The sequence below is a fragment of the Niabella sp. genome, assembly GCF_030150205.1.
Taxonomy (GTDB): Bacteria; Bacteroidota; Bacteroidia; order Chitinophagales; family Chitinophagaceae; genus Niabella.
On record NZ_JASLGT010000005.1, the window covers coordinates 1 to 12427 of the forward strand.

Annotated in this window: 11 protein-coding genes; 9 read left to right on the forward strand and 2 right to left on the reverse strand. The window is 44.7% G+C overall.

Features of this window, described 5'->3' with window-relative positions; translation table 11 throughout:
* Window positions 1-219: 219 nt before the first annotated feature.
* The 6 genes from Q1V85_RS03660 (at window position 220) to Q1V85_RS03685 (ending at window position 7266) form a co-directional block, all read left to right on the forward strand.
* Window positions 220-1191 carry a virulence protein RhuM/Fic/DOC family protein gene (locus Q1V85_RS03660; RefSeq protein ID WP_300597550.1) on the forward strand — a complete coding sequence of 324 codons (972 nt, stop codon included), beginning with the start codon at window positions 220-222 and terminating at the stop codon, window positions 1189-1191.
* Between the two features lie 39 nt (window positions 1192-1230).
* Window positions 1231-1557: a hypothetical protein gene (locus Q1V85_RS03665; protein ID WP_300597551.1), complete on the forward strand. Its 327-nt coding sequence runs from the start codon at window positions 1231-1233 to the stop codon at window positions 1555-1557.
* Window positions 1558-1624: 67 nt separating this feature from the next.
* Window positions 1625-2107, forward strand: coding sequence for a GNAT family N-acetyltransferase (locus Q1V85_RS03670; protein ID WP_300597552.1), 483 nt, complete (start codon window positions 1625-1627; stop codon window positions 2105-2107).
* Window positions 2108-2512: 405 nt separating this feature from the next.
* Entirely contained in the window at window positions 2513-5341 is a 2829-nt protein-coding gene (locus Q1V85_RS03675; protein WP_300597553.1) for a VCBS repeat-containing protein, read from the forward strand.
* A 95-nt stretch (window positions 5342-5436) separates the two neighbouring features.
* Window positions 5437-6531: a DUF695 domain-containing protein gene (locus Q1V85_RS03680; RefSeq protein ID WP_300597554.1), complete on the forward strand. Its 1095-nt coding sequence runs from the start codon at window positions 5437-5439 to the stop codon at window positions 6529-6531.
* A gap of 228 nt (window positions 6532-6759) precedes the next feature.
* Window positions 6760-7266, forward strand: a complete 507-nt coding sequence (locus Q1V85_RS03685; protein WP_300597555.1) for a hypothetical protein — start codon at window positions 6760-6762, stop codon at window positions 7264-7266.
* Window positions 7267-7461: 195 nt separating this feature from the next.
* Here Q1V85_RS03685 and Q1V85_RS03690 read toward each other — a convergent pair whose 3' ends face one another.
* Window positions 7462-7869, reverse strand: a complete 408-nt coding sequence (locus Q1V85_RS03690) for a helix-turn-helix domain-containing protein (RefSeq protein WP_300597556.1) — start codon at window positions 7867-7869, stop codon at window positions 7462-7464.
* An 81-nt stretch (window positions 7870-7950) separates the two neighbouring features.
* Here Q1V85_RS03690 and Q1V85_RS03695 point away from each other — a divergent pair, with 81 nt between their 5' ends.
* From Q1V85_RS03695 to Q1V85_RS03700, 3 genes are all read left to right on the forward strand, one after another.
* A complete protein-coding gene (locus Q1V85_RS03695) occupies window positions 7951-8469 on the forward strand; it encodes a dihydrofolate reductase (protein ID WP_300597557.1) in 519 nt (172 codons plus the stop codon).
* Between the two features lie 104 nt (window positions 8470-8573).
* Window positions 8574-8780 (forward strand): antibiotic biosynthesis monooxygenase, encoded by a 207-nt coding sequence (locus Q1V85_RS25155; protein WP_366913998.1) that lies wholly within the window; start codon window positions 8574-8576, stop codon window positions 8778-8780.
* 125 nt (window positions 8781-8905) lie between these two features.
* Window positions 8906-9508 carry a hypothetical protein gene (locus tag Q1V85_RS03700; protein ID WP_300597559.1) on the forward strand — a complete coding sequence of 201 codons (603 nt, stop codon included), beginning with the start codon at window positions 8906-8908 and terminating at the stop codon, window positions 9506-9508.
* Between the two features lie 341 nt (window positions 9509-9849).
* Here the strand turns inward: Q1V85_RS03700 and Q1V85_RS03705 are convergent, their stop codons facing one another.
* Window positions 9850-12249 carry a prolyl oligopeptidase family serine peptidase gene (locus Q1V85_RS03705; RefSeq protein ID WP_300597561.1) on the reverse strand — a complete coding sequence of 800 codons (2400 nt, stop codon included), beginning with the start codon at window positions 12247-12249 and terminating at the stop codon, window positions 9850-9852.
* Between the last annotated feature and the right edge of the window lie 178 nt (window positions 12250-12427).

The window sequence follows — 12427 nt, forward strand, 5'->3', positions numbered from 1 at the left end:
CCTACAATAACATTGAAGACTTACAACAAAGGCTAACGCAAGTCGTTAACAACATTACTACAATCATTACAAAATCAATCTGCGGAAATGAATTCTACCTAAAAACCTTTAAATATAAATTTAATGTCTAATTGGTATAAATTGCGTTAGTACTGCTTTTATGAGGTAACCTGTTAGAACACCCGGTACTCAACTTCATATGCTAATAACGTTTAATCTATGCAAACAGGAGAAATCATCATCTACCAGGCCCCGGATGGTCAGACCGCTATTGATGTAAGGCTGGAAAAGGAGACGGTTTGGCTGACGCAAAATCAAATGGCAAACTTATTTGATCGGGACAAGTCTGTAATTTCCAGGCACATATCTAATATTTTTAAAGAATCTGAATTAAATGCAGATTCAGTTGTTGCAAAAAATGCAACAACTGGAGCAGACGGTAAAACTTATCAGGTTGAACATTTTAGTCTTGATGTAATCATTTCCGTTGGCTACCGGGTAAAATCGCCGCAAGGCACCCAATTCCGTATCTGGGCCAATAAGGTGTTGAAAGATTACCTGGTAAAGGGATATGCTGTGAATGAAAAACGCCTGAAAGAGCAAAGCCAGCAACTGGATCAACTGAAACAAACGGTAAAGCTGCTGGAAAATCAATCTTTAAATTCAGATGAAGCATCCGGCCTGCTGAAGGTAATCACTGATTATACTTACGCATTGGATGTGCTGGACCAGTACGATCACCAAATACTGGAAATAAAAGAGACCACCAGGGAAGAGCTGTTCCGGATCAATTATAACGAAGCGATGGCTGCCATTAACGGGCTACGCGAAAAATTTGGAGGCAGCTTCTTGTTTGGGAACGAAAAAGATGAGTCTTTCCAGGGATCGCTTGGTGCCATTTATCAGACCTTTGACAAAAAATACCTTTATCCCAGCGTAGAGGAAAAAGCGGCACATTTGTTATACTTTGTGGTAAAAAATCACTCTTTTTCGGACGGTAATAAACGGATTGCCGCCTTCCTGTTTGTATGGTTCCTGGAGAAAAATAAGATCCTGTATAAAGAAGACGGCTCCCGCAAAATTGCGGATAATGCGCTGGTGGCCCTTACGCTGATGATTGCGGAAAGCAAACCGGAGGAAAAAGAAATGATGGTAAAAGTGGTGGTGAACCTTATTAATCTTAAAAACTGATGGTTGATACTTGTAAAAGTCAGGTACCCTAAATAGCACATGGATTTAAACGACGACCTATTGAACAAGGCGCTGGCATTGTCGATGGAATGGGGTGAAAACTGGCTGCTGCCGGTGAATGAGCGACTCTCAAAGATATATCCTGGATTGGCTGATAACGAGCTGATCGGGTGCAATGACCTGTGCGCAGAAATAAACAAGAACGCGCATGAGCTGGTGTGTGAAAACCCCGTGTTGGATGGCTCTGAAATCGGCTTTATGGATTTTGAAATGTTCAGTACCCAATTGCTTAAAAAGTTCGGGTGGATCAATAAAGGGAATCTCCAAAGACTTTATAGCCAAAGCTGTTATTATGCCCGGAAATAAGGGACAACGTAAAGAGGCGATGAAGAGGATATTGAACTGTCAAAAACAGATTAATATTGAAAAAGAAATGATAACAAACGACAACATAGTATTGCAACCGACAACAGTTGCTGATTTGGAACGGTTCTTTATTTTTCAACTGGATAAAGAAGCGATCCATCTGGCGGCTTTTACGCCTAAAGATCCAACCGACAAAACCGCTTATTTAAATAAGTATACAAAGTTGCTGGGTGAGCCTACGGTGCATATGCGCACCATAATGGCGGATAATGTGATTGCCGGCAGTATTTCAAAATTTGAAATGGAAGGCGATGCGGAGATTACCTACTGGATCGACCGGAATTTTTGGGGTAAAGGGATCGGCACCATCGCGCTTAAACAGTTCCTGACGCTTGAAAAAGCCCGGCCCATCTTTGGGCGGGTGGCATTTGATAATATGGGCTCCCAACGGGTGTTGGAAAAAGGTGGTTTTGTAAGGATCGGTAAGGACAAAGGTTTTGCCAATGCCCGGCAGGAGGAAATTGAAGAGTTTATTTATAAGCTGGATTAAAGAAGATGCATAGCATAAGTAAGGACTATTATTTAGAATTCGATTTGAAATAAAAAGGATGACGAACGTTGCTGCTACAAGAACAGGTTGCAATACCTGCAGAGGGAATACAATCGCCCGAGGTTAGACTGCAGTAGTTTTAATTAGTACTATGCTAAAAATGCAAATACTTCATTAAGCCAAAACGATCCAGTCTGGTACCGGTGTCACATGGATGGATCGGTTTCATCGGTTCATTTGGGTTATTTTCTTTATTTTTACGTACATCTATTAAAAACTACGATTAAGCCTTGTCATAAGCCACGCTATTTATGGAATGATACAGCCTCCATTAATTGGGTTTAACCAGGCTATCTATTAAACAACAGTGCAATGATGAACATGATGCTCTTGGCCAAAAAGCTTATGAAACCCTTCCTGTATATGCTTTTCCTGTTTCTGTTCTTACCGGCAGCTGCGCAGGTAGTATTTTCAAAAGCCGGTTATCCCGGAGCCCCGGTTACACGAACAGTGGCTGCTGCTGATCTTAACGGAGACGGCTTCGCCGACCTGGCGATGGCAAATAATTTCTGGAATCCAACGCCAGAGAATGGCGTAATGGTATTACTGAACAAAGGTAATGGCACATTTAACGGTGGGGTAGTATACCTGCCCGGTAGCCGTACAGAAGACCTTGACATCGGTGATCTGAACGGCGATGGCCACCCGGATTTGGCGGCGGCGATTGATACCGATGATCCGGTAACCGGTAAACTGGTTCTGTTGCTTAATAATGGCAGTGGTGGTTTTTCTGTTGCAGGGGAATATACGCTCAGCCATACGCCTTTTTCTGTACGCACCGGCGATTTCAATAATGATGGAAAGGCCGATGTGGCGGTTGGTGACGGCACCGCTACGGTATCTGTTCTTCTTAATAACGGCAATGGAACCCTGGCTGCTCCGGTAAATTATGTTGCTACCGGCTCCCGGCAGCTGGCGATTGCGGATCTTAATAACGATGGTCGTGCGGATTTAGCAGTAACCGGCGGAGGTTCCAACCAGGTCTCCGTACTGTTAAATAATGGCAACGGAACCTTTGGGAATGCCACCAGCTACCCCACGGGAAATTATGCGCATTACATTGCTGTTGCCGACGTAGATGGCAACGGGCAAAAGGACCTGGTGGTTTCCAACCGCGGCGATGGCACCGTATCCGTACTACGGAATAATGGCAACGGAACTTTTGGCGCCCAGGCCGTTTATAAAGCCGGAAAAGACCCTGCAACAGTTGCAGTGGGCGACCTGGATGGGGATGGCAAGGCCGATATTGCTGTGGCAAACATATCTGAAAATGCGCTGTCTGTTTTAACCGGTAACGGTAACGGAACCTTTCGCACGGGATATTCTTCGGGGCTTATGAACCATACGCTTGCACTTGACCTGGCCGATTTTAATGGCGATGGCAGGCTGGACCTGGCTACGGCAACGGATTTTAATGCGAACCATCTCTGGGTATGGCTAAATGCCGGCGGCTATACACCTAATGCCTCTAATATCCTTTACGTAAACCAGGCGGTGGATCAAATGGCCACGGGTTATACCGGAAACGGATCTTCCTGGGCCAATGCCGTTCCCGATCTGGCAGATGCGCTTCAATGGGCCAGTACGCATAAAAGCAGCTGGACAGCAAACGCTCCGTTAAAGATCTATGTAGCCAAAGGCCGGTACCTGCCGGGCTACACACCGGAGGATAACCATACGGATCCGGCCCACCCGGCCGACACCAGGGACCGGGCCTTCCTGCTGGTACCCAATGTGCAGCTTTACGGTGGTTTTAACCCGGCCGGCGGCATTACGGAGCCGGACCATGCCCGTATTTTTGATGCAAGCGGCAGTACTTTAAGCGGCGATTTTAATAATGATGATGTTGTAAGCGGTAGTGGTACCTCCTTAAACATTACCAATAACAATGAAAATGCCTACCACGTGGTAATCGCCTCCGGTAATGTAGGCCGGGCCGGTATGGATGGATTTGCTGTCAGCGGTGGTAATGCCAGCGGAATAGCTCCATCTTCGGCTATAGCGGTTAATGCAAAAAATATCTTCAGAAGTGATGGCGGCGGCATTTATAGCGGCGCGGCTTCTCCTTTGCTTACCAATCTTACCGTTCACAGCAATACGGTTGCTGCTACAGGCGGCGGTATTTTTATTTGCGATGGTTCCGAACCGGTATTTACCAACAGCCATATCAGGGGCAATAAAGCGGTTAGGGGTGGTGGTATCTGTAATCAGAATACGACGACCCCGGTTTTCAGGAACCTTGGTATCATTGGCAATACCGCAAACGAGGGTGGTGGGGTATATAATGCTAATGCCACTTCTGTTTTTGTCAATGCTACTATCAGCGGCAACAGTGCCGCTTATGGCGGTGGGTTCAATAACCGCGTGTTTTCGGCAACCAACATATATAACAGCATTCTCTGGAACAACCAGAAGAATGGGAATACGGCTGTAGCCGGTGCAGATATTGAAAACGCAGCCAATGTCACTACTGTTGTAAAAAACAGTATAACGCAGGTTTTTAACACCGGTAATGGTGCAGATAATAACTTAACCGATATTAACCCGCTTTTTACCAATACGGCCAATGGCCAGTATACATTGCAGGCCGGTAGCCCGGCGCAAAATACCGGTAGCAACGCATTATATACTGCCGCTGGCGGCACCATCAGCAGCGACCGCGACCTGGCCGGCAACATACGCTTGTCGGGCAGCACGATCGATATGGGCGCCTATGAAAGTCAGACCGTGTTGCCGGTATTATTTGGCTCTTTTACCGCGATTATAAAGGATGGCCGGCTGCTGGTAAACTGGAGTACGGAAACTGAAACCAATAATGATCATTTTTTAATACAGCTTTCTGTGGACGGTGCTCAATGGAAAACCGTGCAAACCATACAGAGCAAAGCGGCCGGCGGCAACAGCAATACCACATTAGAGTATAGCAGTACCCTTCCGTTAACGGCAGCGGGTATAAGCGCCGGGCTCTTACTGCTGGGGCTAATGCCTGGCTGCCGCAAAAAAAGAAAGGAGCTTATAATGGCATCTGTTCTCTTTTGTGTTCTGGCCATTTCGTGCAGTAAACGGGATATTGCCAAAACCATTGAAGACGGCAAACTGTTTGTGCGCATTGTGCAGGTAGATAAGGATGGTACGCAGCAGGTATCAAAAGTGATCCGGGCAGTGCAGGAGTAGATAAATGATTCGTTGTTGAAGAACAAACGCTGAACGTTACACCATGAACGTAGGCTATAGGCCGTGCGAACCTCAAATTATAATCTGACAAACAAATGAGTCTTCTACAAACTATTTTCGGCAAGAAGGGTAAACCAATCAAAACATACAACGATTTTTGGAATTGGTTTTACAAACATGAAAAAACATTTTTTAATGTGGTTAAAAACCAAAGAGATGTAGAAACGGAGTTTTTCGACATACTTTCGCCTAAGCTTTCCGCTCTGAAAGACGGTTGTTTTTATTTGACAGGCATGTATAACGAGAGTACTGTTGAATTGATATTAACGGCGGATGGGAACACGAAAAACATCGCATTTGTGGAGGAGCTTGTAGCACAGGCACCTGATATTTGCGGTTGGAAGTTTACAGCGCTCAAGCAGGCATCTGGTATTGAAAGTGCGGCAATCAATATGGCGGGATATCGATTTGACAGTGATAATTTATTTTTCTATTCTAACGACTATGCGGATTATCCGGACGAGATCGATATTTCGATAATCCATAATGACCTGACTGAAGAAAACAGGCAGCAGATTAAAACCGGAGTTTATATTTTCCTTGATAATTATTTGGGAGAACTTGATTTTGTTTATAATATAGACTATCTAAGAATAATCAGCAGGCACGAGGCTGAAAAGCAATTGATTCCGATTGTAAAGCTCAAGGAGTTTCTTAGTTGGCGGCAAAAGGAATTTGTTGAAAAGTATGAAGGCGTTGGATATAATGCGGAAGATGATGAATACTCAATTTTGGAAGCGGAATTGAAAAATGGAAACAATTTAATTGCGGTGGTCAATACGCAGCTGCTTAATTGGAATGGCAAGGCGTCACATCCCTGGATTGCATTTATTACCTTTCGATATGATGGAAGTAATCATAATGGCATGCCTAACAAAAAGGACTATGAAAGTTTAAACCAAATAGAAGAAAGCATATTGCATCAACTTTCAGATCAGGACGGCTATTTATATATTGGCAGACAAACGGCGAATGGTGAGCGCGATATTTATTTTGCCTGCAAAGATTTTCGTAAACCTTCAAAAGTGTTTTTTAAAGTACTGCAAGAGAATGGTAATGAATTTGAAATAGAGTACGATATTTATAAAGACAAATACTGGCAGTCATTTGAACGATTTGTGACTGCCTGAAATGAGGTGGAAGTATTGTATTGTTATTAATAGTAAATTGAGGACTGCTTTACTTCGTATTTTGGGTCTTATTTTTAAAACACAGCAACAATAATATGAATGGCTTGAACAAAGAAACGGCAAGCTATGTCAGAAACTATTTTAGCAACTTAATGACTGACGATGAAAAGTTAGCATTGAAGCATCATGTACACCTATAAGACTTCCGATGAGCCGAAAATGAGGAAGATGCTGATTGAACGGGGCGCGATAAACGAGGAGTCTGAAATAATCAATTTTCTGAAAGATGGATATGATCAGTTTGAATTGGCCATTGCAAAACGGATAATGAACGAAACCCCCGAAAAGGTATTTTTAAACTCATGCTCAAGATGCAACAAACTTGCCCGAACTCCCTATGCAAGACAGTGCCGGCATTGTGGATATAGTTGGCATGAGCTAACAATTGCTCAATTTAAAATTAATGATGCCTTTCAAATTGGGGAGGAGCAATTTTTCCTGCAAGGGCAAATTGTGAAAGGAGCGATCAGGCAAGGACAATTCATGGATTTGACATTCTTTGGCCTCAACATAAAACCTAAAATAGAAGTAATTGAGTGCGCCGATAAAAGCGTGGGAGGAAAAATCGAGAAGGGGATTAGGCTGGGAACAACAGAATTATCGGAAGAGGAAAAGAAGCTTATTAAAAGTAAAAGTTCGTTTGGAATACAATTTGACATAGTTAAAGAACCATGATGCTGCGACTAAAGATACTGCAGGAATGCATTACCAACATTCTTGTAATTTGAAACATCAAGAGGGTGGCCAGATGAAGGAACAATCATCGTTTTTATGAACGAAACTTTCATTGATAAATATGAATTTGAATAAATCGGGTAACATTCCGAAAGAAGTATTGATGCGATTGAAAACAACCCTGAGCTACGGTTCCTACTTAACGCTTGCCCGATACCTAACAAGCTTGGGATCTGTTGGAACAAAAATTTCCTTCCCATCTGCATAGACCTTGCCCCAGTTACATAAACTGTCTAAAATCGGAACAAGGTCCCATCCCTTATTGGTCAGTAAATATTTTACACCGGTTGGAATGGTATCTGTCATTTCCCGTTTTACCAAAATGGCGTGGGATTCCAGTTCTTTTAATTGTCTTGCCAACACCGTTTCGGAAATAGCCGGCAGCTGTTGCTTTAAAAGATGAAAGCGGTTATAACCCTGGGAAATATAATAGATGATTTGCGATTTCCACCTGCCACTCACAATACTGATAGCAGAGTTGCGCTCACAGGTTTCAAATAAAAACTGCTCGTTGATATAATTGGAAGATTGCTTTTTTCTCATACTTATGGAATGGGGCTAACAATTTTGTTAGTCATTGTTTATAAAAGGATGGATAAAGAACTTTGATCAAAAATACGAAATATGAAAATCAGTATCTACATAGCCGCTTCTGCAAACGGATTGATCTCTAATTCAAGAAATGTGCCTGACTGGCTTTCTCCCGAATATGGAACCGGGATGATGTCTATTTGCCAGGAGTATAAGGCGGTGATCATGGGCCGGCTTACTTATGATATTCTGGCACCGGATTATCTGCCCCTTACCCAGGAAGGAACCACGGTGGTGTTAACGACCAACGAAGCTGCAACCTCCGGTAATTCGACCGTGGTTTTTACAAAAGCAAAGCCTGCTGAAATCGTTCAAATGCTTGCAGACCGGGGCCACACCCATGCCGTTATTATCGGCGGTACTGCTGCCATAAGCGCGTTTGTAAACGCAGGGGTGGTAGACGATATTTATTTTGTTATGGAACCCGTGCTTTTTGGTAGCGGCCTGCCTTTCTTAAAAGGTGTTGAAGCTGAGTTAAAGCTCAACCTGCTGGGGGTAAAAAAACTAAACGGCAATACGGTTCAATTACATTACGAAATAGTAAGGTCTTAGACTGATTTTATGAGGATGATCTTTTAATAAAACTGAAGAGGGAAAAGGATCTAGCTTAACGATTCAGTATTTATTTGTGCCAATAAACAAGCTAATGCTGCACGGTGCTACATGGAGGACCGGCCTGCCATGGCATTCGTGTACACGACGATCCAAAGAGGCCGCACCGGCTACTCATTATTGAATATTGGGATAACGAAGTTGTTTTTACAGATCTGCACATGCAGACTCCACGTATGCAGGTATTCCTCAAAACGGCGGAGGAGTTTCTTATGGAATCGCTAAGCTCAGTTTTTGGCGTGAAATTATAGTGGAATATTAAAAGACAGATGCGGCATTTGTAAACACATATAGGCGATAATAATCGTTTAAAATGGATCGTTTGCGTATATTTATAAGTTAGCTGTGTACTTTAACTAACAGCTGACCAGAAGAAATGAGACTAGTTAATTTCTTTAAAAAAATTCGGGAAAAAGCCGCTTTAAAAAATGAAGATGAGGCACTCCGTTATTTGCCATCATTTTGCGAAGATGACTATTGTCAAATTGAAATTGTTCCACATGCTAATAAAGAATACATTTTAAAGACTTTTAAGCAAATAGAGAAGCTTGCAAATAATTCAAAAACAGATTTTGGGTTTGCTGAAATATACGGAAGAAGGCAAATGCCTGTAACAACTTTTTGTAAGGAAATCAGAATTCATTATTTGGAAGCGTTGCTATCCGGTTTTGAATTTGAAAAGGCAAAAAGTATAAATTATAACAGCCAAAAAATCCTGGACTGCGAAGTCGGACCAATCAAAGGATTCGGCTTCGCAGCATTTACCATTTTTTTTGATACCGAAGATGTGTTTGTGAAAAACATTTGGCTGTCTATAAGTTTAATTGTTGATGTTAAGCAATATGGTTTAGTTGAATCTGCTTTGCATTGTTTGGGAGAAGACTGTGATATGACTTTGGTTGATTGGAATAGTTTAAAGTTGTTTGATCTTAAAGACAGAAAGCAGGTTAATGAGTATTTAATGGGCTACTGGAAATGATATAGTGGCTGTCATAGGTTTTGCACTGATAGGCTAGGGTTCCTGTAAAAACAACCCTCGCAAACCGGCTATTTTTGGCGAACAGCAAAACTTTTTCGTATGAGACATATAAATTTAATAGTAGCGTTAGTCGTTATTGTACTCAGTTCATGTAACCGGTAAAGAAGGATTGCGTAAATGGCTTAAGTAATTGTGCGCCGGAAATTTTGTATGGCCAGGCATTACTTAAAGCTGAAGGGCTGCCGGATGCGGAGGGGCAGCCACTGCAACGCAGTTGGCCGCAGCCCGCAGCAGCCGGAACTTCTGATGCCACCTGCACTACAGCCGACAGCCCCAAAAAATCATTTCCCCTTCTTCACATATTTTTCCAGCCACTGGTACTCTTCCCAAAGCAGGTGCAGGAGGTTTTCTTTGCCCGCATAGCCGTGCGACTCGAAGGGCAGCTGTACAAAACGCACCGTGCCGCCGTGGCCCTTGACGGCATTAAAGAGCCGCTCGCTCTGGGTGGGGAAGGTGCCGGGATTATTATCCGCCTCGCCATGGATGAGCAACAGCGGCGTTTTTATTTTATCGGCATAACTAAAGGGGCTCATGCGGTTGTACACCTGCGGCGCCTGCCAGTAAGTACGCTCTTCATTCTGAAACCCAAACGGGGTAAGGGTTCTGTTATAAGCCCCACTGCGCGCAATGCCCGCTTTAAAAAGGCTGGTATGTGCCAGCAGGTTGGCCGTCATAAAGGCACCATAACTATGACCCGCAACGGCTACGCGCGTGCTATCCCCAATGCCCATGGATGCAATTTTATCGATCGCCGCTTTGGCGTTCCACTCCAGCTGCTCTACAAAATTATCGTTAGGATACTTGCTGCCTTCGCCCACAATAGGGAACTCGGCATTGTCCATAACCGCATAGCCTTCCAGCGCAAAAAACACAAAACTGCCGTAGTTGATTTGCGTAAACGTGTTCTTACTGCCCCGCACCTGGGCCGCATCCGAAGCCTGTTTATACTCCCGCGGGTACGCCACAATGATCACCGGCAGCTTGCCATCTTTTGCCGGGTCATAATTGTTTGACACGTATACATTGGCGGTAAGCTGGATGCCGTCCCTGCGGGTATAGGTGACTTTTTCTTTTTTAAGATCGCGCAACTCCGGTTGCGGATCGGGGAAGTTGGTGAGCGGGGTTTCTTTTTTACCGTTTATAATAAAATAGTTGGGCGGTTGGGTATTGCTCTGGCGGCTGGTTACAAAGGATAGCGCTTTTTGCTGCGACAGTAATTTAACCGGCACTTCATAATACGGATCTTTTGCCTGCCATAGTTTTTCTTTTTTTAGAGAAGTGAAATCAAAAGTACCCACAAAGGGATAGTCACCTTTGGGAGAAGCGCCCTGCGCGTTCATGATGAATTTTGTTTTCTGGTAGATGAGCGGCACCAGTCGCCCATATTCGTTCCTTACCGTGAAGGGTGTACCGGGATCATTATAGGCATCGTTGGTACTGCGGTCATCCAGCACGGTAAGTTTTTGGGTAGAAAGATCCAGCCGCTGCCAGGTGCGTTTTTGCTGGGCAAAAGAGCCCTGGGTAACCAGCGCCATATCTTTATTCACAAAGCTGACATTGTACAGGCGCATGGGCGTGGCCACCACCGGTTGCGGCGCTGCCGTAAACGGCGCTGCAAGGGTTACATACTGATCGTGATTGGGCACATTGTGTTTGATAAAGCCACTGTCCAGCGGTTCGATCCAGCCCAGCGTGGCAGGTTGGGTGGCGATCCAGTTATGACCGCGCGGGGCGTTTAGTACATTGTCAAAGCCACTGGGCGCCAGTTCTGAAGAAGGGATCTTTGCGATGGTTTTTACCAAAGCGCCTTTGGCATCCCACACTTCAATGGTGGAGGCAAAACCATAAGAAGGCACCAGGTAGGAAAGATCGCCGGTAAGGCGCTCCACCAGCAAATAATTTTTATCGGGCGAAAGCTGGATCGAAGCGTACAGGTCCGGCTTGCCAATGGGCGTTTCTACTTCGCCATTGTTGAGCAGGAGCTGCGATGTGGCAAAAAAGCGGAACAGCGCTTCGTCGTATTTGTTTTTGATAAGATCCTGGTAGGTGCGGGAAGCCGCCACCTTGCCCAGGTTCTGCTGGATCACCGGTCCGTCTGGAGCGGCGGGCTTTTGCGGCATGGCCGAAGGAGCGGCCGTGGTAGCCTGGTAAAGCAATTGGTCATTGTCCCACCAACTAAAATCATTGCCAGTGGCCGTGTTGAGGGGCGTGCGGTTGATTTTAACGGCCTGCGCGGTTTTTATATCTACCACATAAAGATCCATGGCAGTGCGCGTTTCCTGTAAAAAGGCCAGTTTGGTACCTGCGCGGTTCCAGGAAACGGAAGAAGCTCTTAAAGGCTCGGGCAATCCGGTGATGGCAGCTTCTTTGCCGGTGCTTACATTTTTTAACGTGAGCCCGGTATAATAGCTGCCCCTGCTGGGACTGAAATTGGCGGGGTTGATGCGTAGCCCGGCGATCCGGAGTTCCGGCTGCGCAAGGTCTTCCACAGTAGGGCCGGTACTGCGTTGCATAAGTACCATCCAGGAACCATCATCATTAAAGCTGACACCTGGGTTGAAGGTGGCGAGCAATAATTTTTCAATAACGGCGGGCGGCTTTTGGTAGGTGCTGCCCTCCTGGGCCATAACACCGGTTACAAAGCATAGCAGCACAAGGGCAGGGAACAGACTACGTTTCATGTTTGAAGATTTGGTATTTCTTCGGCCGAATGTAGTGAAAATTGGGGAATGGGGCTTTATGCTACAGATGCGCAGATTTTTTAGGATAGAATGGCACGTGCATACACTTGCCATGGTAGCGGTATTTTTGTGTTGCCACAGATGTGCAGATTTTTTGACGATTTGCTGGGACAAGACC